The 20,455-nt window shown below is 69.9% G+C and carries 18 protein-coding genes and 2 pseudogenes; 17 read left to right on the top strand and 3 right to left on the bottom strand.

Annotated features, from left to right (window positions below; all coding sequences use genetic code 11):
* Position 1 precedes the first annotated feature (1 nt).
* Both AC1VNH_RS13520 and AC1VNH_RS13525 read right to left on the bottom strand, forming a co-directional pair.
* Positions 2-595, bottom strand: a complete 594-nt coding sequence (locus AC1VNH_RS13520; RefSeq protein WP_483111944.1) for a tripartite tricarboxylate transporter TctB family protein — start codon at positions 593-595, stop codon at positions 2-4.
* Positions 592-1,614, bottom strand: coding sequence for a tripartite tricarboxylate transporter substrate binding protein (locus AC1VNH_RS13525; RefSeq protein ID WP_483111945.1), 1,023 nt, complete (start codon positions 1,612-1,614; stop codon positions 592-594). The genes AC1VNH_RS13520 and AC1VNH_RS13525 overlap by 4 nt, the downstream gene beginning before the upstream one ends.
* A 143-nt stretch (positions 1,615-1,757) precedes the next feature.
* Here AC1VNH_RS13525 and AC1VNH_RS13530 point away from each other — a divergent pair, with 143 nt between their 5' ends.
* The 17 genes and pseudogenes from AC1VNH_RS13530 (at position 1,758) to AC1VNH_RS13610 (ending at position 19,878) form a co-directional block, all read left to right on the top strand.
* Positions 1,758-3,026, top strand: a complete 1,269-nt coding sequence (locus AC1VNH_RS13530; RefSeq protein ID WP_483111946.1) for an ATP-binding protein — start codon at positions 1,758-1,760, stop codon at positions 3,024-3,026.
* Entirely contained in the window at positions 3,023-3,766 is a 744-nt protein-coding gene (locus AC1VNH_RS13535; RefSeq protein ID WP_483111947.1) for a response regulator, read from the top strand. Before AC1VNH_RS13530 ends, AC1VNH_RS13535 begins: the two co-directional genes overlap by 4 nt.
* Before the next feature lie 204 nt (positions 3,767-3,970).
* Positions 3,971-5,512 (top strand): ABC transporter substrate-binding protein, encoded by a 1,542-nt coding sequence (locus AC1VNH_RS13540; RefSeq protein WP_483111948.1) that lies wholly within the window; start codon positions 3,971-3,973, stop codon positions 5,510-5,512.
* Positions 5,513-5,571: 59 nt separating this feature from the next.
* Positions 5,572-6,513, top strand: a complete 942-nt coding sequence (locus tag AC1VNH_RS13545; RefSeq protein ID WP_483111949.1) for an ABC transporter permease — start codon at positions 5,572-5,574, stop codon at positions 6,511-6,513.
* The gene (locus AC1VNH_RS13550) at positions 6,510-8,372 is read left to right on the top strand and encodes a dipeptide/oligopeptide/nickel ABC transporter permease/ATP-binding protein (RefSeq protein ID WP_483111950.1); all 1,863 of its coding nucleotides are present in this window, start codon (positions 6,510-6,512) and stop codon (positions 8,370-8,372) included. Before AC1VNH_RS13545 ends, AC1VNH_RS13550 begins: the two co-directional genes overlap by 4 nt.
* Positions 8,369-9,208, top strand: coding sequence for an ATP-binding cassette domain-containing protein (locus AC1VNH_RS13555; RefSeq protein WP_483111951.1), 840 nt, complete (start codon positions 8,369-8,371; stop codon positions 9,206-9,208). Before AC1VNH_RS13550 ends, AC1VNH_RS13555 begins: the two co-directional genes overlap by 4 nt.
* 37 nt (positions 9,209-9,245) lie before the next feature.
* Complete coding sequence (locus tag AC1VNH_RS13560) at positions 9,246-10,262, top strand: LacI family DNA-binding transcriptional regulator (RefSeq protein ID WP_483111952.1); 1,017 nt, start codon at positions 9,246-9,248, stop codon at positions 10,260-10,262.
* A 69-nt stretch (positions 10,263-10,331) separates the two neighbouring features.
* Positions 10,332-11,717 carry a glucuronate isomerase gene (gene uxaC, locus AC1VNH_RS13565; RefSeq protein WP_483111953.1) on the top strand — a complete coding sequence of 462 codons (1,386 nt, stop codon included), beginning with the start codon at positions 10,332-10,334 and terminating at the stop codon, positions 11,715-11,717.
* On the top strand, positions 11,714-13,078 hold the full coding sequence (locus AC1VNH_RS13570; protein WP_483111955.1) for a mannitol dehydrogenase family protein: 1,365 nt from the start codon (positions 11,714-11,716) through the stop codon (positions 13,076-13,078). The genes uxaC and AC1VNH_RS13570 overlap by 4 nt, the downstream gene beginning before the upstream one ends.
* A gap of 34 nt (positions 13,079-13,112) precedes the next feature.
* A complete protein-coding gene (uidA, locus tag AC1VNH_RS13575) occupies positions 13,113-14,906 on the top strand; it encodes a beta-glucuronidase (protein WP_483111957.1) in 1,794 nt (597 codons plus the stop codon).
* Positions 14,903-16,140, top strand: a pseudogene (manD, locus tag AC1VNH_RS13580) (D-mannonate dehydratase ManD). The gene uidA and the pseudogene manD overlap by 4 nt, the downstream one beginning before the upstream one ends.
* A gap of 5 nt (positions 16,141-16,145) precedes the next feature.
* A complete protein-coding gene (locus AC1VNH_RS13585) occupies positions 16,146-16,673 on the top strand; it encodes a gluconokinase (protein WP_483112728.1) in 528 nt (175 codons plus the stop codon).
* Entirely contained in the window at positions 16,670-17,113 is a 444-nt protein-coding gene (locus tag AC1VNH_RS13590; RefSeq protein ID WP_483111958.1) for a GNAT family N-acetyltransferase, read from the top strand. The genes AC1VNH_RS13585 and AC1VNH_RS13590 overlap by 4 nt, the downstream gene beginning before the upstream one ends.
* 132 nt (positions 17,114-17,245) lie before the next feature.
* Positions 17,246-17,533 (top strand): annotated as a pseudogene (locus AC1VNH_RS13595) (ABC transporter ATP-binding protein); the annotation flags it as partial.
* Positions 17,534-17,564: 31 nt separating this feature from the next.
* Positions 17,565-17,801 (top strand): ATP-binding cassette domain-containing protein, encoded by a 237-nt coding sequence (locus AC1VNH_RS13600; RefSeq protein ID WP_483112729.1) that lies wholly within the window; start codon positions 17,565-17,567, stop codon positions 17,799-17,801.
* Positions 17,798-19,288 (top strand): hypothetical protein, encoded by a 1,491-nt coding sequence (locus AC1VNH_RS13605; protein WP_483112750.1) that lies wholly within the window; start codon positions 17,798-17,800, stop codon positions 19,286-19,288. The genes AC1VNH_RS13600 and AC1VNH_RS13605 overlap by 4 nt, the downstream gene beginning before the upstream one ends.
* A 50-nt stretch (positions 19,289-19,338) precedes the next feature.
* The gene (locus tag AC1VNH_RS13610) at positions 19,339-19,878 is read left to right on the top strand and encodes a YaeQ family protein (RefSeq protein ID WP_483111959.1); all 540 of its coding nucleotides are present in this window, start codon (positions 19,339-19,341) and stop codon (positions 19,876-19,878) included.
* A gap of 6 nt (positions 19,879-19,884) precedes the next feature.
* Here AC1VNH_RS13610 and AC1VNH_RS13615 read toward each other — a convergent pair whose 3' ends face one another.
* Positions 19,885-20,436: an NUDIX hydrolase gene (locus AC1VNH_RS13615; protein ID WP_483111960.1), complete on the bottom strand. Its 552-nt coding sequence runs from the start codon at positions 20,434-20,436 to the stop codon at positions 19,885-19,887.
* Positions 20,437-20,455: the final 19 nt, after the last annotated feature.

Consider the following 20,455-nt stretch of genomic DNA (forward strand, 5'->3'; position numbering starts at 1 on the left):
GTCAGAACCCCCCGAGAATGCCGGACGGGAGGGGCATCCCGAGCAGCATGTCGAATCCGATGTAGGCGAGCGAGCTCAGGGTCGCGCCGACCGCGAGCATCTGGATGGGCTTGGACGCCCCGAATCCGCGGGCGATGCACCAGAAGAGCAGGGTCGCCGCGATGATCCAGCCCAGCACGTCCAGCAGGAGTGCGAAGGCGAAGAAGGAGACGAGCACCCACGCCAGTGAGCGGACGTCGACGCGCACGGGCCGCGGCGGCGGCGCGTCGTCGTCGGCCGCCTCGGCCGCCAGGAGCTCCGCCGTGAGCGGGTCGGGCATGGCGCGCACCTCGCGTACCGCCGTGACGGCCAGCGAGACGGCGAACGCGTAGAGACCGGCGGTGACGATCCCCGGGAAGAACTGAGGCCCGGGGAAGGCAGCACCCTCCGGTACCCGCATCGTCAGGATGCCGATCAGCAGGTACGTCGCGAAGGCGGCCACGATGACGGGCATCGTGAGGCCCTTCAGCAGCGCTGCGATGCCGGGACCCGAGACGAGTCGCAGGCGCTCGCCGAGGACGGCCGAGGTGGCGGTGGGATTGGCGGGAAAGGTCACAGGCCCATCTCCTCGTAGAGCGTACGGATGCGGGACTCCTCGTCGTCGAGGAAGCCGGTGAGCTCGTCTCCGGTGATGACGCGCTCGGTCCAGCGGTACCGCTCGACGGCGTCCTGCCACTGCGGTGTCTCGACCGAGTCGAGGATGAGCTGTGCGAGCTGATCCACCTCGTCGTCGCTGAGCCCCGCGGGCGCGGCGAGCATGCGCCAGTTGGTGAGGGAGATCTCGTAGCCCTGTTCGGCCGCGGTGGGGATGTCGATCCCGTCCACGGGCTCTTTGGCGACGAGGGCGAGCGCCCGGAGGCGTCCGGCCTCGATCTGGTCGATGTTGTCGGGGTATCCACCGGCCGCGGCCTTGGCGGTGCCGTTGAGCAGGGCCTGGATCGCCTCGCCGCCGCCGTCGGACGAGATGTAGGTCGTGTCCACCGGGTCGATCCCGGCGGCGAGGGCGAGGTCGGTCACGACGAGCTGATCGAACGAGCCGCCGCCCGTCCACGGCAGCGCCTTGGGGTTCTCCCGCCATGCCGCGACGAGCTCGTCGAGGCTCTCATAGGGGGAGTCGGCAGGCACGACGATGACGTCGTACTCCTCGACGATGACCGCCAGCGGCGTGACGTCGGCGAGGGTCGCGGCGGAGTTGAACTGGATGGTGGCGGCCAGCAGGCCCGTGCCACCGACGAGCAGATTGTTCGACTGACCGTTCAGCACCGACACGTTGCCGAGGGCGATCGTGCCGCCGGCGCCCGGCATGTTGACGACCTGCACGTTGTTCACGAGGCCGTTCGCCTTCTGCGCCTGTTGCAGCTCGCGCGCGACGCCGTCCCAGCCGCCGCCGGCGGCCGCCGGGGCGACGATGGTCATCGAGGCGTTGATCTCCTGCCCGCTGGCGGCAGAGCTGATCGAGCCGAACGCGGCGATGCCGACGGCGGCAGCGGTCACGACGCCGCCGATCACGCGGCCGATCATGGTCCTGGTGGTGGTCTTGGTCCGGCGGGCGGACTCATCCGAGGGGGTGGTCATCATCGCTCCATTCGCGCGGACATCGTCGTCTCCGCGAGATCGACCTAGGATGGCAGCGCGCGAGACGGCGAGGCCGGTCGCGCCGATTTGTTCCCATAAACGCGCATGCGGCGACGGGGCCGCAGGGCGAGGAAGCGAGCACGATGGCGTTCGGGCACCGGCAGCGCGCCGTCCGGCTCGCCATGCTCGTGCTGCCCTCCGTCGTCACCCTCGCCGCCCTCGGGGTCACGACGGCGGTGGCTCTGTCGCTGCAGGAGACCCGCATCCGCGAGGCGACGGCGGAGCGCGTGCAGGAGGTGGCGACCAGCCTCGCCGCGCTGAGCGAGGTGCGGCAGACCGTCGCATCCGTGTCCGACGCGGGAACGCCGCAGGACCTTGCCGATGCGGCGGATCTCGCTCCCGCGACGGCGACGCTGCAGCCGATCGCGGAACTGATCGCGCGGGCGGCGGGCGTGTACTACGTCGTCGTGACGGACGACGAGGGCGTGCGCATCACACATCCGCTCGTCTCCGAACGCGGCGTGCAGGTGTCGACCACCAACGCCTCGGTGCTCGCGGGTACCCCGTTCCTCGGCACCGAGACGGGCCCGTCGGGGCCGTCGCTGCGCGCGAAGGTGCCGGTGTTCGACGGGGACCGAGTGGTCGGGATGGTCGCGGTCGGCGTGCTCGAGTCTGACATCGCCGCGGAACGCGAGCAGGCTCTGGGTGCACTGCTGCCGTGGGCCGTGGGTGCGCTCATCGTCGCGACGCTCGCCAGCTCCGCGCTGACGGCGGCGGTCGAGCGCCGCTTCCGGCGTCTCGACGAGCTGGCCATCGAGCACGCGCAGATGGGGCGCACGACCGCGGCGCTGCGCGAGCAGTCCCACGAGTTCACGACACGCCTTCACGTCGTCCACGGGCTCGTCTCCCGCGGCGATGCGGACGAGGCGCTCTCCTACATCGAGGACCTCGTGCCCGTCTCGGGTGCTCGGCACGACGAGCGGGATGCGGGCATGCCGCTGCGCGATGCCGCCGTCCACGCCGTGCGTTCCGACGTCCTCGCCCACGGCGCACAGGTGGAGTTCGACATCGCCGTCGCGAGCGACATCGACGACGAGGTCGTCACCGTGCTCACCAACCTCTGCCGCAACGCCGCGGAGGCGGGGGCCACCCGCATCCGGTGCATCGTGCGCGAGCGCGGCGACCTGCTCGTCGGGGCGGTCGACGACGACGGGCCCGGTGTCGATCCGCGTCAGGCGACGCGGATCTTCGCCCTCGGGTTCTCCTCGAAGCCGGACGCCACGGGCAGTGGCCGAGGCATCGGGCTCGATCTGGTGCGCCGGCTGGTCACCGCGCGCGGGGGTGCGATCGAGGTGGGCACCTCGACGCTCGGCGGCGCCCGGTTCTCCTTCGAGATGGAGCGGCGCGCGTGAACGGCAACATCCGGGTGCTGGTCGTCGACGACGACAGGGGCGCCCGCGCACTGCACAGCGGCTTCGTCGCCGCGACGGGCGGCTTCACGGTCGTCGGCACCGCGGCGAGCGGGCGGGAGGCGCTGGGCTTCGAGCTCGATGCGGTCGACCTCATCCTGCTCGACATGCGACTGCCCGACATCAGCGGCATCGAGGTTCTGCACCGCCTCCGCACGATCGGCGGCTCGGCGGTGGACGTGCTCGTGATCAGCTCCTCGCAAGACCAGACGACCGTGCGCCAGGCGCTTGCGGCGCATGTGGTGGGGTACCTGATCAAGCCGTTCACCGAGTCGGCGCTGCGCGCGCAGCTCGAGCAGTATCGAACGCGTCGTCAGCAGGCGCTGGAGGATGCGCGCGAACGCCCGATGAGTCAGGGGGAGATCGACAGGCTGCTGGCGACGGGAGGCATCCGTACCGGGGAGCGTATTACAGCGGCGCCCGCTGCCGCCCCCGCGTTGCCGAAGGGGCTGGCGCAGCCCACCCTCGATCGGGTGGCGGCTGCGCTCGATCCCGTCATCGCGCGCTCGGGCGCCGAGGTCGCCGACACGTGCGATCTCTCGCGGGCGACGGCGCACCGCTATCTCACGCACCTGGTCGATCTCGGGCTCGTCGACCGCGCCCATCGCTACGGCCGGCGCGGCCGTCCCGAGGTCCTCTATCGGCTCGCCCCGGCTCACGCGGGGGACGCGACGGCCCGCTGAGGTCGCCGGATGATCCGCGGGTGCGCGCTCGCGCTGTGGAGCTCCCACTTTCCCCGATGATGAATGGCAACCGGTTGCGGCAACCGATTGCATCGTCTAACGTGATGCGCAGCACACACGACGTGCCGCCGCGCCGGACATCCCGACGGCCGGTACGAGCCGCCGCGAGTGCCCTTCTCCAATGGTGTCCAGAAGGGACAGACAATGAAGTTCACAGCACGCGTCAGCGCGCTCGGCGCCCTGGGTGTCGCGGCCGCGCTCGCCGTTGCCGGCTGCTCGGCCGGCGGCTCGACCCCGGCCAGCACCGGCGGCTCCGGCCACGGCGGCACGCTTACTCTCGGCATCATCGGCGAACCCACCTCGTGGGATCCGTCGCAGGCGCACGTCGGGCACGGCTTGCAGCCGTTCCAGGTGACGTACGACTCCTTGCTGCTGCGCGAGCCGGACGGGACCCTGCAGCCCATGCTCGCCACCTCGTGGGAGTACAACGCTGACAACACCGCGCTGACCCTCGACCTGCGCGACGACGTCACCTTCAGCGACGGCGCCGCCTTCGATGCGGAGGCCGTGAAGGCCAACCTCGAGAACTTCAAGTCCGGCAACGGCCGGCAGGCGTCGCAGCTCGCCGCGCTGGAGAGCGTCGACGTCGTCGACGACGACATGGTCACCCTCAACCTCAGCCAGCCCGACCCTGCGCTCGAGTTCTACCTGTCGCAGGCGGCCGGTCTCATGGGCAGCCCCGCCTCGATCGGCACCGAGAGCATCATCTCGACGCCGGTCGGATCCGGTCCCTACGTCATGGATACGGCATCGTCGGTGCCCGGCTCGCAGCTCGTCTTCACGGCACGTGAGGGCTACTGGAACCCCGACCTGCAGAAGTACGACAAGATCGTCCTCAAGTCGTTCCAGGAGACGACCGCGCGACTGAACGCGATCCTCTCCGGTCAGGTGGACGCGACGATCCTCGACGCCCCGACCGCCGCGCAGGCGAAGTCGGCGAACCTCGCGCAGATCGAGGACTACCGCGTCGACTGGCAGGGACTCGTGCTGATGGACCGTGACGGCTCCATCGTGCCGGCGCTTGCCGACAAGCGAGTCCGTCAGGCCATCAACTACGCGCTCGACCGGGACACCTTGCTCGAGTCGATCCTCCTCGGCTACGGAAAGTCGACCGACCAGGTGTTCGGCCCGGACAGCGGCGCGTACGTCGACGACCTGGACGGCACGTACGACTACGACCCGGCTAAGGCGAAGAAGCTCCTTGCGGATGCGGGATACCCCGACGGGTTCGACCTGCCGCTGCCCGCCATCCCGGGCTTCGAGACGCCGCTCGCGGCCCTCACGCAGCAGCTCGCCGACGTCGGCATCCGCGTGCAGTCGGAGCCCGTGTCGACCTCCACGTTCCTCGCAGACCTGGCCGCGGGCAAGTTCCCGGCGGTCTACTTCAACTACTTCCAGGGCGAGCCGTGGGTGGCCATCAACCAGCTCATCTCGACCAACGCGCTCTACAACCCGTTCAAGACGACGACGCCGGAGCTGCAGCAGCTCATCGACGCCGTGCAGACCGGCGGTGCGGAGTCCTCGGAGCTGGCGAAGAAGGTCAACGAGTACGTCACGGATGAGGCGTGGTTCGCGCCCGTCTATCGAATCGATCAGATCTACGTCTACAAGCCGGACGTGGTCTCGGTCGAGAAGCAGATCCAGTCCGCCGTGCCGGCGATCTACAACTACACCCCGGCAGGCTGACACCCGGATGCGGGGGCCTCGCGCCCCCGCATCCACCCCCGGACATTGGAGTCTTCTCGATGATCTCCTTCATCATCCGACGACTGATCTCAGGTGTGATCCTGCTGGTCGTCATCTGCGCGCTGGCCTACTCGCTGCTGTTCTTCAACGGCAGCAGCATCGCGCGCAACATCCTGGGCGATCAGGCGACGCCCGAGCAGGTGGCACTCAAGGAGCAGCAGCTCGGCTTGGACCAGCCGCTGCCCGTCCGCTTCTTCGACTGGGCGACCGGAGCCCTGACCGGTGACCTCGGGCGCAGCTGGTTCGGCACACTCACCGTGTCCGACGCCCTCGTCACCCGTGTACCGGTGACGCTCACCCTCGTCATCGTCTCGATCGTGCTCGTCGCGGTCTTCGCCACCATCCTGGGAACCGCGGCAGCGATCAAGCGCGGCTGGGTCGATCGGCTCGTCCAGGTCGGGGCGATCGTCGGCGACGCGATCCCCGGCTTCGTGCTGGCGATCGCACTGGTCACGATCTTCGCGGTGCAGCTGAAGCTCTTTCCCGCCGTCAGCAGCATCAGCCCCGGCGCCGGAATCGACGCCTGGGTCGCTTCGCTCACCCTCCCGGTGGTCGCGATCGTGCTGAACTACGTGACCGCGAGCGCGCAGCAGATCCGATCCGCGGTCATCGTCCAGCGCGAGCGCGACTTCGTGCGCACTCTCCGCAGTCGCGGCCTGGGCGAGCGAGAGATCCTGCTCAAACACGTGCTGCGCGGGGCGGCCCCCGCCGGGCTGACGGTGCTCAGCCTGCAGTTCGTCGGACTACTCGGCGGCGCGGTCATCATCGAGCGGATCTTCGCCATCCCCGGCATCGGACAGCTCGCCGTGGACGCGACGGTCAACGGCGACATCCCCATCGTCATGGGCGTTGTGCTCTACACCGTCGTGATCGTCATCATCGTCAATCTGCTGGTCGACCTCGCCAACGGCTGGCTCAACCCGAAGGTGCGCACCTCATGAGCTCCACGGTCGCGATCGCACTCGCTCCGCATGCCCCTCGTCGGCGCCCCGTCATCGTGCGGGTGCTCACCAATCCGCTCGGCGCCGTATCGCTCGTCGTCCTCGTCGCCGTCACCGTGATCGCCGCGCTCGCCGGAGTGCTGGCGCCGTACGGGCCCAACTTCGCCGAGGTCGGCAACACCCTCGCGCAGCCGGGTGTCGACCACCTGCTCGGCACCGACTCCGCCGGCCGCGACGTCTACAGCCGGCTCCTGTGGGGAGCCCAGCTCACCCTTCTGTCCGCCCTGCTCTGCGCCGCGGTCGCGATCGCGATCGGCCTTCCGGCCGGCCTGCTCGCCGGCTACTACGGGCGCTGGTTCGACACCGCGTCTAACTGGACGGCCAACCTGCTGCTGAGCCTGCCCGCGATCATCGTGCTGCTCTCGGTGCGCACGGCGCTCGGCCCCTCCGTCTGGCTGGCGATGGTGGTCTTCGGCATCCTGATCTCACCCGGCTACTACCGACTGACCCGCACCGCCGTGCAGTCGGTGCGCAACGAGCTCTACGTCGATGCCGCCCGCGTCTCCGGCCTGAGCGACGCGCGCATCATCGGGCGTCACGTGATGTCGGTCGTCCGTGCGCCGATCATCATCCAGACCGCCCTGGTCGCCGGTGTCGCGATCGCGATCCAGTCCGGTGTCGAGTTCCTCGGTCTCGGCAACCCCCAGGAGGTCACCTGGGGAGCCATGCTCAGCGAGGGGTTCCGCAACATCTACATCGCCCCGGGCCTCATCGTCTGGCCCGCCGTCGCCATCGGCGTCACTGTCGGCGCCTTCGTGCTGCTCGGAAACGCCCTGCGCGATGCGCTCGAAGACGCCCCCCGGGTCAAGGTGAATCGCAAAGCCGTCGAAGCCGCGCTCCAGACGGGCATCGTGACGGATGCGGTCGCCGGCGCGAACCTCGTCCTCCCGGTCGAGGAAACCCGGGAGGCGCCCACGCCGGCCTCGGTACTGTCATCGGCACCCGAGGGTCCGAGCGGGCCGCACCTGCTCGAAGTGCGCGACCTCGCGATCGGGTACCCCACGCCCGCCGGGACGATCACGCGCGTCGTCGAAGGAGTCACGCTCCACGTCGACCGGGGGGAGGTGCTGAGCATCGTCGGCGAATCCGGCTCGGGCAAGAGCCAGACGGCCTTCGCGATCCTCGGTCTGCTGCCCGACACCGCGCGCATCGTGGCCGGCTCCATTGTGATCGACGGTGTCCAGACGGTCGCCTCCGGAAGTGGGACGGTCTCGCAGAAGCGCATCGCCGCGCTGCGCGGACGGCGGGTCTCCTACATCCCGCAGGAGCCCATGTCGAACCTCGATCCGGCCTACACGATCGGCCACCAGCTGAGCCGTCCGATGGTAAAGCTCTTGGGCATCGGCAAATCCGAGGCGAAGAAGCGCGTGCTCGAGCTGCTCGAGCGGGTCGGCATCGCCGATCCCGCCCGCACGTTCGACCTGTACCCGCACGAGATCTCGGGCGGCATGGCTCAGCGCGTGCTCATCGCGGGAGCGGTGAGCTGCGGGCCGGACCTCATCATCGCCGACGAGCCCACGACGGCGCTGGATGTGACGGTTCAGGCGGAGGTGCTCGAACTCCTCCGCGAGATGCGCGACGAGCTGGGTGTGGCCATCGTGCTCGTCACCCACAACTTCGGCGTCGTCTCAGACCTGGCCGACCGGGTGGCGGTCATGCGACACGGACGGCTGATCGAGACGGGCGCGGTGCGCGACGTGCTGCGCGCCCCGCGCGAGGAGTACACCCGCACGCTGCTGGACTCGATGCTCGAGGGCAAGGAGCCCCTCCGGATGCTGACGAAGGAGGCCCGCGGATGAGCGGTGCACTGCTGGAGGTCGACTCGCTCGTCGTCTCCTACCCGGGAAAGGGATGGCGCAAGCCTGCGAGCGAGATCCTGCACGGCGTCTCGCTCGAGATCGCCGAGGGCCGCACGCTGGGTCTCGTCGGCGAGTCCGGTTCAGGAAAGACGACGATCGGTCGCGCCATCCTGGGACTCGCGCCCGTGACAGCCGGATCCATCCGCTTCGAGGGGGCCGAGATCTCCGGGGCCGGGCGTCGTCAGCGTCGCCGGCTGGCGCGCGACATCCAGGTCGTCTTCCAGGATCCGTACTCGTCGTTGAATCCGGCCATGCAGGTGGGGGATATCCTCGCCGAGCCCCTGATCACCCAGGCGCTCGGTCGGCGTGAGAGCGCGTCGCGGGTGCGTGCGCTGCTCGACCGTGTCGGTCTGCCCTCCGACGCCGTCGGTCGCCTGCCGCGGGAGTTCTCCGGCGGACAGCGCCAGCGCATCGCCATCGCGCGTGCGCTCGCTCTCCAGCCGAAGCTGATCGTCTGCGACGAGCCGGTCAGTGCGCTCGATCTGACGACGCAGGCGAAGGTGCTGGATCTCTTCCTCGAGATCCAGCAGGACATCGGGGTGTCCTACCTCTTCGTCTCGCACGACCTGGATGTCGTTCGCCACATCAGCCACGATGTCGCCGTTCTGTACCGGGGTGACATCGTCGAGCACGGCCCCGCCGCCCAGGTGACCACCGAGCCGTCGCATCCCTATACTCGACGGCTCCTGCTGGCGTCGCCCTCGCCGGACCCCGACGTGCAGCGCGAGCGCCGCCTGCTGCGTCAGGCGGCACGAATGGATGTGGACGCGGCATGAACCGCCGCTGGCTTAGGCTGAGGAACGGGGTGCCCGAATGAGCGCGCAGGCAGAGGCTGACGAACCTCGTCCCGGGGGTCGCAGTACCGGTGCGCCGACGATCTACGACATCGCCAAGATCGCGGGTGTAGCGCCCTCCACGGTGTCGCGGGCGTTCAGTCAGCCCGCGCGCGTGAACACCAAGACCGCGGAGCGCATTCACGAGGCGGCACGTGAGCTCGGCTTCCGGCTCAATCCGTTGGCCCGCGCTCTTCCGACGGGACGCACGCACACGCTGGCGCTGCTGGTGGCCGACATTACGAACCCGGTGGTGTTCGACATCATCCGTGGAGCGGCGCGCGAGGCGTCGCTCCACGACTACACCGTCATCATCTCCGAGTCGGAGGAGTCGAGCGAGCGCGAGCTCGTCGACGCGCAGCGCCTGCTGCCCTCGGTCGACGGGATCATCCTCGCGACCACGCGGCTCGACCCGCCCGCCATCCGCGCCCTCGCCAAGTCCAAGCGTCTGGTCACGATCAACCGCGACGTCGGCGAAGCGGTGGCGAGTGTCCTGCCCGATCTCAGCACCGGCGTCGACGAGGCGGTGGCGCATCTCGCCGGCCTCGGACACGAGGTGATCGGGTACGTCCCCGGTCCGACGTCATCCTGGATCAGCGAGCGTCGTGCCGCGGCGATCGCGCGCGCGGCAGATGCCCGGGGCGTCGAACTGGTCGAGTTCGCGAACACCGTGCCCACCCGAGAGGGCGGCGCAGCGATCCTCGACGACCTCCTGGAGTCGCCGGCCACGGCGATCATGGGCTACAACGACCTCATGATGCTGGGCGTGCTTCAAGCGGCAACCGCGCGGGGAGTGTCGATTCCGGGTGAGCTGAGTCTTGTGGGCTTCGACGACATCTTCGGAAGCGACTTCACCGTGCCCGCGTTGACGACCATCCGCTCACCGCTCGCCGAGGCGGGCAGGCGCGCCGTGCGCGCCGTCCTCGGCATCGAGGACCCCCGCGATCTCCTTCCCACCGAACTCGTCGTGCGCGACTCCACGGGCGCGCGCGCCTGACTCGTCCCCCCTTCTCCGGTCACCTCCGACACGACGGATGGCAACCGGTTGTACTCCGAGAGACTTCGAATGACAGACTTCACCGAGGATCGCCTGCTCCCCGTCGATCCGACGGCGCGCGCCATCGCTCGCGACCTGTACGCATCGGTTCGCGAACTGCCGATCATCTCGCCCCACGGTCACGTGGACGCCGGGACGATCCGGCGCGACGACGCGTGGACGGACCCGACGCAGCTGCTGATCACGTCCGACCACTACGTGACACGGCTGCTCCACGCCGGCGGCGTGAGCTACGAAGCGCTCGGATTGGATACCGGGCGCAGCCCCGGCGTCGAGGGGTGGCGCACCTTCGTCGACCACTGGCTCTCGTTCGCGGGAACCGCATCCGGATACTGGATCGAGCAGACGCTGCGCGCAGTGTTCGGCATCGAGGAGTCGTTGTCGTCCGAGAACGGCGACGCCGTGTATGCACGGATCGCCCAGCGCCTGACCGAGCCCTCATTCGCCCCGCGCGCGCTGTTCGAGACCTTCGGCATCGAGGCACTCGCGACGACCGACGATCCGCTCGACGACCTCGGCGACCACGCCGCCCTCGCGGCGGACCCCTCCTTCGGTGGACGGGTCATGCCGACCTTCCGGCCGGACCGCTATCTGGACCCCGAGGGCGCGGACTTCGAGGACGCCGTGACGGCACTCACCGCAGGCGTCGGCGCGACCACGTTCGCCGCGTATCTCGAGGCGCTGCGCGCGCGTCGGGAGCACTTCATCGCTCATGGCGCCGTCTCGGCGGATCACGGTGTAGCGGAGCTGCTGACGATCGATCTCACAGACGACGCCCCGGCCTTCTTCGACCGGGCGCTGCGGGGGAGCCTCTCGCCGTACGAGAGTCAACTGTTCCGCGGGCACATGCTGCTCGAGATGGGGCGCATGAGCGCCCGCGACGGACTGGTCATGACCATCCACCCGGGCGTGCGCCGCAACCACCACACGGCGGCGTATGAGCGGTTCGGCGCCGACCGTGGACATGACATCCCTCTCGCGACGCGGTTCACGGACGAGCTCCGCCCGTTGCTGCAGGAGGTCGGTCTCGTGCCCGGCATGCACATCGTGCTCTTCGCGGTCGATGAGACGACCTACTCCCGCGAGATCGCCCCCCTGGCGGGCTTCTACCCCTCGGTGTTCATCGGCGCACCGTGGTGGTTCCTCGATGCGCCGGATGCGGGGATGCGCTTTCGGGAGGCGATCACCGAGACGGCAGGTTTCACGCGAAACTCCGGGTTCATCGACGACACGCGCGCGTTCCTGTCGATCCCGGCACGTCACGACATGTCGCGCCGGCTCGACGCGGCGTTCCTGGCCCGGCTCGTCGTCCAGGGGCGCGTGCGCCCCGAGGCCGCGTTCCGGATCATCCACGACCAGGTCGACGCGCAGCCCCGGAAGGTCTTCAAGCTGTGAACGTTCGTCTCAGCAGAGGCGCGACCAGCCGCCCGTCGAAGCCCGTGCGCATGGTGCACCTGGGGCTCGGAGCATTCCATCGAGCCCACCAGGCGTGGTTCACGGCGATGGCGCCGGACGCGCCGGACTGGGGTATCGCCGCCTTCTCGGGGCGCCGCCCTGACGCGGCCGCCGTGCTCGCCGCGCAGGACGGTCTCTACACCCTCATCGAGCGTGCCGCGGAGGGAGATCGTGCGCAGATCATGGATCCTCTTTCGCAGGCGCATGACGGAGCGGATGTTGCAGCCCTCACGCGACTGGTGGCCGACCCGAACGTGTCGATCGTGACGCTGACCATCACGGAGGCGGGGTACGGAGCGAGCCGCACGGAGCTGAGCGAGGCGCTGCGTCGGGACCGGGCCATCCTGCGCGACCGCTTCGCCGACGCGCACCTGCGCGGCGGTGTCGACCCGGTCACGGCTCTCGGGCGACTCGCGCTCGGACTCGAGGCGCGTCGGCGCGCGGAGGCGGGCGGGATCACGATCATCTCGTGCGACAACCTGCCCGACAACGGCGGCGTCACGCGCGACCTGTTGCGGATGCTGCTGGAGCCGGCGGGCGCTCAGGCTCTCGAGCAGTTCGACGAGCTCGTCGGCGTCGCCTCCGCATCCGTGGATCGCATCACGCCGCGCACGACGGATGCCGATCGGGACGACGCGCTGCGGCTCACCGGCTACTCGGATGCCGCGCCGGTGGTCACCGAGCCCTTTGCCGACTGGGTCATCGCGAACGCCTTCCGTGCGCCGCGCCCGGATTGGGAATCCGCCGGCGTCAGGATCGTCCAGGATCTGGAGCCGTTCGAGCGCCGCAAGCTCTGGATGCTCAACGGCGCCCATACGCTGCTCGCCACGGCGGGTCGGGCGCGCGGGCATGAAACCGTGGATGCGGCGATGAGCGACCCTGTCGTGAGCGGTTGGGTGGAGCGACTGTGGGATGACGCGATCCGTCATCTTCCCACCGAGCTCGATGCCGAGGAGTACCGCACCCGTCTGCGCTCGCGATTCACGAACGGCAGGATCCGGCACCTCCTCGACCAGATCGCGCTCGACACCGAAACGAAGTTGCGCGTGCGCTTGATCCCCCTCATCCGCGCGGAACGCGCTGAGGGGCGGTCCGCGGATGCCGCCACTCGCGCGGTCGCATCATGGGTCGCCGGCTCCGCTCGCCACCAGGGAGTGGGCGTCGGCGATGTGCGGGCGGTGCTGGCCGAGCTGGATGAGGAGCTCGCGGGCGACGGAACGTACGTGGACGCGCTCACCGAGGCGGTGCGCGAAGAGCTTTCTGCCGGACAGGCCGCCGGGTCCCGGGTGGTCGTTCGATGAGCGCTGTGGGGACATCTACGAGAGGAAAGACGACATGCTGACACCGCGTTCGAGTCGGAGCCGCGACCTGCGGTCGCTCGATGGACTGTGGGCTTTCGCGCTCGACACCGAGGTGGGGGAGCGCCCGTGGGAGACGCCGCTGCCGGTGACCCGCGTGGCACCCGTGCCTGCCAGCTACAACGACATCTTCCTGGAGCCGGAGATCCGAAACCACGTGGGTGTGGTCTGGTACCAGCAACGGGTCGACATCCCCGCGGGGTGGGAAGGGCGGCGGATCGCGCTGCGGGTCGACGCCGCCACCCACGCCGGCACCGTCTACGTCGACGGGCGCCGTCTCGCCCACCACGAAGGCGGCTACACGCCGTTCGAGGTGGAGCTGACCGAGGTCGTCGCCCCGGGGACGTCGGCGCTTGTGACGATTGCCGTCGACAACCGGCTCACCCAGGCCACCATCCCGCCCGGGGTTGTCGGCGAGGGACCGGACGGGCGCGAGACGCAGCGCTATCGGCACGACTTCTTCAACTACGCCGGCCTCGCCCGCAGCGTGCGGCTGATCTCGACGCCACGTGAGTACATCGCGGACATCGTCGCTGTCACCGACGTGCAGGGCTCCGACGCGAGCGTCGACTACACGGTGGCCGTCGACGGCGGGCGATCCGAGGTGCACGTGGAGGTGCTCGACGAGGACGACGTCGTCGTGGCGGCGTCCGAGGGCGCGAGCGGTCGTCTCGAGATCGCCGATGTGCACCTGTGGCAGCCGGGGGCCGCCTACCTGTACCGCATGCGTGTGCGTCTGGGGGACGACGGTGACGTCTACGAGCAGCCCATCGGCGTGCGCACCGTCGAAGTCGTCGGGCAGCGGTTCCTCATCAACGGCGCACCGTTCTACTTCACCGGGTTCGGCAAACACGAGGACTCGCCCATCCGGGGCAAGGGGCATGACGCCGCCGTCCTGGTGCACGACTTCCAGCTCATGCGCTGGATCGGTGCGAACTCGTTCCGGACCTCTCACTACCCGTATGCCGAGGAGTGGCTGGACTACGCTGACCGGCACGGCATCGTCGTGATCGACGAGACGGCTGCGGTGGGTCTCAACATCAACATGGTGGCGGGATTCAACGGAGACCGGCCCGAGCCGACGTTCTCGCCCGACGCGATGAACGACCGCACGCAGGCCGCGCACGCCGCCGCCATCCGGGAGCTGATCGCGCGTGACAAGAACCATCCCTGTGTCGTGATGTGGTGCATCGCCAACGAACCGGCCTCGAGCGAGGAGGGCTCTCGCGGGTACTTCGAGCCGCTGGTCGCACTGACCCGTGAGCTGGATCCGACCCGCCCGGTGACCTTCGCGAACCAGGGTGCGGCACGCTTCGACAACGACAAGATCGTCGACCTCTTCGACATCGTCTGCCTGAACCGCTACTACGGCTGGTACCAGATGACCGGCGACTTGAGCGCGGCGGAGCAGGCGCTCGAGACGGAGTTGCGTGGGTGGCAGAGCACCTGGGACAAGCCGATCATCATGACCGAGTACGGCGTGGACACGATGGCGGGCCTGCACTCCGCGCATCCCGGCCCGTGGAGCGAGGAGTACCAGATCGACTTCCTCGCGATGTACCACCGTGTCTTCGATCGTGTCCCGGCGGTCGTCGGAGAGCAGATCTGGAACTTCGCGGACTTCCAGACCACGAGCGGCGTGGTTCGCGTCGACGGCAACAAGAAGGGCGTGTTCACCCGCGATCGCCGCCCCAAATCGGTGGCGCGGAGCCTCAGGGAGCGGTGGACCGCCATCGGAACGACCCACGAGAAGAAGGAGAGCGGCGCATGATCATCGAGAAGGCCGAAGTCATCGTCACCAGCCCCGACCGGAACTTCGTCACCCTGAAGCTGACGACGGATGAGGGGATCACCGGTCTCGGCGACGCGACGCTGAACGGGCGTGAGCTCGCGGTCGTCGCCTACCTCCGCGATCATGTCGCGCAGTTGCTCATCGGACGCGACGCCTCGCGGATCGAGGACACCTGGCAGTTCCTGTACCGGTCGGCGTACTGGCGACGCGGACCGGTCACCATGGCAGCCATCGCCGCCGTCGACATGGCGCTGTGGGACATCAAGGGCAAGCAGGCCGGGCTCCCCGTCTACCAGCTGCTCGGCGGCGCATCCCGCAACGGCCTGCTCGCCTACGGGCACGCCTCGGGAAAGACGACCGAGGAGCTGTTCGACTCGGTGCGTGCGCACCAGGAGCAGGGTTATCGTGCCATCCGCATCCAGACCGGCGTCCCCGGCCTGAAGTCGATCTACGGCATCGCCTCGAACGCCACCTATGAGGCGAACACCGGTGTGCGCTATGACCACGAGCCCGCTCAGCGCGGCGCGCTGCCCAACGAGGAGGACTGGGACACCCGCAGCTACCTGCGCCACGTGCCGACGGTGTTCGAAGCCGTCCGCAACGAGTTCGGCCCGAGCTGCCGCTCCTGCACGACGCGCATCACCGTCTGACCCCGATCCAGGCCGCGAAGCTCGGCAAGTCGCTCGAGCCCTACGACCTGTTCTGGCTGGAGGACGTGTCACCGGCCGAGAACCAGGAGGCGTTGCGTCTGGTGCGTCAGCACACGACGACGCCGCTGGCCATCGGAGAGATCTTCAACACCGTCTGGGACTACCAGCAGATCATCCGCGAGCAGCTCATCGACTACGTGCGCTCCGCCGTCACCCACACCGGGGGCATCAGCCACCTCAAGAAGGTGCTCGACTACGCAGCCCAGTACCAGATCAAGTCGGGGATGCACGGACCCACCGACATCTCGCCGGTCGGGATGGCGGCCGCGATGCACCTCGGCCTGTCGATCCACAACTTCGGCATCCAGGAGTACATGAAGCACGGCGCGAAGACCGACGCGACCTTCGAGCAGTCCTTCACCTGGCGGGACGGATTCCTGCACCCCGGTGACAAGCCGGGGCTCGGAGTGGAGCTGAACCTCGACGAGGCGGGGAAATACCCGTACGAGCAGGCATACCTGCCGTACAACCGCCTCGCCGACGGCACCGTGCACGACTGGTGAGTGAGATGCCGCTCCCGCGGCGGATCTGCGTGATGGGGGTCTCCGGCGCGGGGAAGACGACCACGGCGACGGCGCTCGCGTCGCGCCTGGGTGCCGTCTTCCTCGACGCCGACGATCTGCATCCGGCGGCGAATGTCGCGAAGATGGCGGCGGGTGTCGCGCTCGACGACGATGACCGCGCGCCGTGGTTGCGGGCGGTCGGGGAGGCGGTGGCCGAGCACGAGCATGTCGTCGTCGCCTGCTCGGCGCTCAAGCGCCGCTACCGCGACCTGCTTCGTGACACCGCGCCGGATCTCATCTTCGTGCTGCTCGTGCCGTCGGACGACGAGCTCGCCCGACGGCTCGCGGCGCGCGAAGGACACTTCATGCCGGTGAGTCTGCTGCGCTCGCAGCTCGCCACCCTCGAACCGCTGGGGCCGGATGAGGCGGGCGTCACGGTGGATGTGTCGGGCGCCGGTGTCGACGCTGTCATCACCGCCGTCGTCGATGGGCTGGGAGCGGCGGACTCGGGCGGGGTTACGCTCGCCGTGTGAGCGCGATCCTCGACGACCTCGTCTTTCGTCCGGCCCGTGTCGAGGACGCTGCCCGCATCCTCGCGTTCTGGGCGGAGGCGGCGGAGAACGATGCTCGTCCGTCCGACGACGCCGCGACGGTGGAGACACTGGTCCGCCGGGACGCGACGGCTCTGGACCTCGCCGTCCAGCAGGAGCGCGTGGTCGGCACGCTCATCTCCGGCTGGGACGGATGGCGGGCGCATCTCTACCGACTCGCGGTGCACCCGGAGGCGCGGGGTCGGGGGATCGCCGGTGAGCTGCTTCGCCGAGCGGAAGACCGAGTGGCGCGGCTGGGAGCGCGGCGGCTCGACGCGATGGTTCTGGAGCAGAACAGCCTCGGACAGTCCTTCTGGGCTGCGGTCGGCTTCTCCTCGCAGTCCGAGTGGCGGCGCTGGGTGCGCTCGATCGACGATCTATAGGGTTGCCGCATGGGTTCTTCGACAGCGGGTCGGACCGCTGCGCAGCCGGCATCCCCCTCCGGCATGGTCGAGGTCGATGCGGTGCGCGTCGTCTCCGGTGATGTCACGCTGCTCGACACGATCAGCTGGCGTATGGATGCGGGCACGGCGCTGGCCGTGCGGGGCGGCAACGGATCCGGGAAGACGACGCTCCTGCGTGTTCTGGCCGGTATGCAGACACCCTCCGCCGGTTCCGCGCGCATCGCCGGGGCGACCATCTCGCAGCGCGACCGCACCTATCGCCGACGTGTCGCGGCGATGATCGGGCTCCCGCCCTTCGCTCCCGATCTCACCGTGCTCGAGCACGTCCGACTCGTCGCGGTGACGTGGTTCACGCCGGAGGAGGCCGATGCCCGAGCGCGCGCCGTACTCGGCGAGCTCGGTCTGCAGACGCTGCACGAGCGGTTCCCCCATGAGCTGTCGTCGGGGCAGACGCAGCTTCGGCCTGGCGCTCGTGCTCGTGCGTCCCGCCGACGTGCTGATCCTCGACGAACCCGAGCAGCGCCTCGACCCCGAGCACGTGGATGCGGTCATCGCCGCGCTGCGGTCGCGGCGGGATGCGGGAGCCACTCTCGTGATCGCGACGCACCACCCGCGGCTCGCGGAGCTCGTCGCCGACGAGTCGGTGCACCTGGAGCGCGTCGCGTGAGCGGCAGTGTGCGCACCGCCGTCGCCCTGTGGCGGCAGCGAGGCACCCGGAGCGGCGGGGAGCGGGCCTTCACCGTCTACCTGCTCGTGCTGGTCGCCCTCGTGGCGGTGGCACCGGTCGCGCGTGCGGTCTGGCTGGGGGCGTCAGGGCCCGGCGGACTCGCGCTGTTCGCGGATCCGCGCGCTCCCCGCGTGATCGCGCTGGTGACCTCGGTGGTCTGGGCCGCTGCGCTGGCAGGAGGGCCCTCGCGCGGCCCGGCGCTCCGTCCGTCCGCCCTCACATACGCGCTCGGCGCCAGTGCCCTTCCTCGGTCGCGCGCCTTTCTCGGGCCGGTGCTGGCCTCCGGCTTCGTCTCGATCGGCCTGTGGACCGCGGCGGCGGTGCTGGCGGGCGGGAGCCTTGCGGCGAACGGTTTGGCTTCCGCGGATGCCGTCGTGGGGTTCGCGGCGACGGGTGCCCTGGGCGGTGCGGTCACGATCTGCGCCTGGCTGCTCGGGCAGGCGCTGCCGCGCCTCGCCCTCCCCGCGGCGGGTCTCGTTCTCGGTCTGGGAGCGGTGGCGGTCGCCGTTCCCACAGCGGGCATCGTGACCCCCATGGGCTGGGTCGCCGCCGCGTATCCGCTCGGCGGTGACACGAGCGGCCTCCTCCCGCTGACGGCCCTCGCGCTCGCGCTCGCGGCGTCCGCGCCGTGGCTGCTGGACCGGTTGCGGACGGACGAGCTGCTCGCGCAGGCGGCCCGCGCGGATGCGGCGCAGACGTCGGCGGTCGGGCTGGATCTCGGACAGGCCGCGGACGTCTACCGTGCCCGACCCGCGCGCGGCCGCCGCCGGCGAGCCCTCGGTTCACGCGGCCCGCTGTGGGTGCTCATCCTGCGCCGGGACGCGGTCGGGTCCTTGCGCACACCCCTGCGACTCGCGCTCGGGGCGGCGGCGCTGGCGCTCGCCGGCGTGCTTGCGGTGATCTCGATCGCCCCCGGCGCGCCGACGCTTGTGCTCGGCGCTGTCGCCGGAGTCCTCTCCTTCGCGGGCCTCGGGCCGGTGACCGACGGCATCCGTCACGCCGCGAGTGCTGCTGCCGACGTACCGCTCTACGGGGTGACGGACGCGTCGCTCGTCGCGCTCCACGCACTGTTCCCGCTCGTGGCCGCGATCGCCCTTGCGACGCTCGCCGCCGGGCTCACCGCAGCGGCCTCGGCGGTGGGGGTGGTGACCGTCCTGGCCGTCGCGCTCCTGGTGCTGATGGCGCTCGCTCTTCGCCTCGCGACGGCGCTGAAGGGGCCGATGCCGGTGGCGCTGCTCGCCCCCGTGTCGACGCCGATGGGGGATCCGATGGCCGGCGTGCGGCTCGTGTGGGCGCTGGATGCGGCCGTACTGGCCGCGGCGTCCGGAGCGGCGATCGTGCTCCTTCCTGCGGCCCCGGTGGCGACCTGCGCACTGGCGGGTGTGATCGCCGCCATGATCGCCGTGCGCTGGCGCGGCCAGCGCTGAACCGGCCGCGTGCGGCCCGAGTAGCGGGTGGGCGCGTAGGCTCGAGGGCTATGGCTGCCGGCGCGACGATGTACACGTTCGATGTGACGCTGTCGGATGTGGACCGCGGGGTGTACGAGCAGTTCACGGTGCGGGCGGCGCGCCATCCCTCCGAGACGGATGCGTTCATGCTGACCCGGGTGCTGGCATTCTGCCTGGAGTACGAGGAGGGCGTCGCTTTCAGCGAGGGGATCTCGCAGGCCGAGGAGCCCGCGGTGCTCGTGCGGGACGCGACGGGCGCGATCACGGCATGGATCGAGGTCGGTGCCCCGGATGCGGCGCGGCTGCACTTCGGCAGCAAGCTCGCCGGTCGGGTGGTGGTCTACACCCACCGCGATCCGGCGAAGGTCGCCGCCGCGTGGGACGGCAAGAAGATCCACCGGGGCGATGCGATCCGCCTGGTCAGCTTCACGCCGGGGTTCATCGAGGAGGCTCGCCCCGCTCTCGAGCGCCGCAACACCGCGACGGTCTCCGTCGTGGAATCCCGCCTCTATCTCGAGCTGAACGGCACGGCCGTCGACGCGGAGGTCATCGCGCAGCCCGCGCAGTAGCGCCGCTCAGCGGGCAGCGAGCACCCGGGCCAGCCGATCGGCGAGACCCGGTGCCGAGTCCGACGGCAGCGCCGCCACCGGCCACCACGCCACCGCATCCGATTCGTCGCTGACGACGAGAGGAACGGCGAGGTCCGAAACGCGGCCCGTGACGCCGATGTCGAGGTGCGACGCGCACCGGCCGAACCCGCCGCCGAGGGCGTGATGGTCCAGATCCGCCACCACCACGCCGTCCAGCCGCGCTGCGGGCACTCCGGTCTCCTCGTGCAGCTCGCGCAGTGCGGCACCTTCCACGGAGGTGTCGCCCGCCTCCAGGTGCCCGCCGGGCTGCACCCAGAACCTGCCCTTGCCGTGGAAGCACAGCAGCACGTGCGCGGCGTTCTCGTCGAACACGAAGGCGCTCGCCGTGACGTGCGTCGGCGGGCCCGAGCGCTCCAGGGCCGCCTGGCCGTGATCGCGCAGCGCGGTGACGAAGTCCGCACGCGTCGCGGCCTCCGCCTCGTCGCGCGTGCGCCAGGCGTCGACGGCGGCGGTGACGGATGCGAGGAGGGCGCTCATCCCTCGACGGTAGGCGATG

Source organism: Microbacterium sp. KU4F (assembly GCF_056868075.1).

What these genes read in the sequence shown, in the direction of transcription:
- AC1VNH_RS13525 (WP_483111945.1), bottom strand. Translation starts at nt 1,614, where the DNA reads ATGACCACCCCCTCGGATGAGTCCGCCCGCCGGACCAAGACCACCACC.
- AC1VNH_RS13530 (WP_483111946.1), top strand. Translation starts at nt 1,758, where the DNA reads ATGGCGTTCGGGCACCGGCAGCGCGCCGTCCGGCTCGCCATGCTCGTG.
- AC1VNH_RS13540 (WP_483111948.1), top strand. Translation starts at nt 3,971, where the DNA reads ATGAAGTTCACAGCACGCGTCAGCGCGCTCGGCGCCCTGGGTGTCGCG.
- AC1VNH_RS13545 (WP_483111949.1), top strand. Translation starts at nt 5,572, where the DNA reads ATGATCTCCTTCATCATCCGACGACTGATCTCAGGTGTGATCCTGCTG.
- AC1VNH_RS13550 (WP_483111950.1), top strand. Translation starts at nt 6,510, where the DNA reads ATGAGCTCCACGGTCGCGATCGCACTCGCTCCGCATGCCCCTCGTCGG.
- AC1VNH_RS13555 (WP_483111951.1), top strand. Translation starts at nt 8,369, where the DNA reads ATGAGCGGTGCACTGCTGGAGGTCGACTCGCTCGTCGTCTCCTACCCG.
- AC1VNH_RS13560 (WP_483111952.1), top strand. Translation starts at nt 9,246, where the DNA reads ATGAGCGCGCAGGCAGAGGCTGACGAACCTCGTCCCGGGGGTCGCAGT.
- uxaC (WP_483111953.1), top strand. Translation starts at nt 10,332, where the DNA reads ATGACAGACTTCACCGAGGATCGCCTGCTCCCCGTCGATCCGACGGCG.
- uidA (WP_483111957.1), top strand. Translation starts at nt 13,113, where the DNA reads ATGCTGACACCGCGTTCGAGTCGGAGCCGCGACCTGCGGTCGCTCGAT.
- AC1VNH_RS13585 (WP_483112728.1), top strand. Translation starts at nt 16,146, where the DNA reads ATGCCGCTCCCGCGGCGGATCTGCGTGATGGGGGTCTCCGGCGCGGGG.
- AC1VNH_RS13600 (WP_483112729.1), top strand. Translation starts at nt 17,565, where the DNA reads ATGAGCTGTCGTCGGGGCAGACGCAGCTTCGGCCTGGCGCTCGTGCTC.
- AC1VNH_RS13610 (WP_483111959.1), top strand. Translation starts at nt 19,339, where the DNA reads ATGGCTGCCGGCGCGACGATGTACACGTTCGATGTGACGCTGTCGGAT.
- AC1VNH_RS13615 (WP_483111960.1), bottom strand. Translation starts at nt 20,436, where the DNA reads ATGAGCGCCCTCCTCGCATCCGTCACCGCCGCCGTCGACGCCTGGCGC.